Source organism: Rhodococcus sp. GB-02 (assembly GCF_053470465.1).
This window is the reverse complement of the sequence record NZ_JBPUKE010000013.1, coordinates 1-436: the sequence shown is the minus strand read 5'-3', so window position 1 is coordinate 436 and position 436 is coordinate 1. Positions and strand designations below refer to the sequence as shown.

The following is a 436-nucleotide window of genomic DNA, read 5'->3' as shown; positions in this document are numbered from 1 at the left end:
TGCGACCCGGATTTGCCTAGGTCACGCCCTACACGCTTACACCAGTATTACCACTGACTGGCTCAGCTACCTTCCTGCGTCACCCCATCGCTTGGCTACTACCAGATCAGGTCCCATGCATCCACCAACTCGAGACCCGAAGGTCTTCTCGTGGCTTCAGGATGGTTAGTATCACTGATTCACCATGGGCGCGTTCACACGGGTACGGGAATATCAACCCGTTGTCCATCGGCTACGCCTGTCGGCCTCGTCTTAGGTCCCGACTCACCCTGGGCGGATTAACCTGGCCCAGGAACCCTTGGTCATTCGGCGGACGAGTTTCTCACTCGTCTTTCGCTACTCATGCCTGCATTCTCACTCGTGTGGCCTCCACGGCTAGGTCACCCTGCCGCTTCCATGGCCACACGACGCTCCCCTACCCATCCACACACCTGCC

The 436-nt window shown here is 58.5% G+C and carries 1 rRNA gene; it reads right to left on the bottom strand.

Annotated features, from left to right (window positions below):
- A 23S ribosomal RNA gene (locus ACSW29_RS31235) occupies nucleotides 1–436 on the bottom strand; the annotation flags it as partial.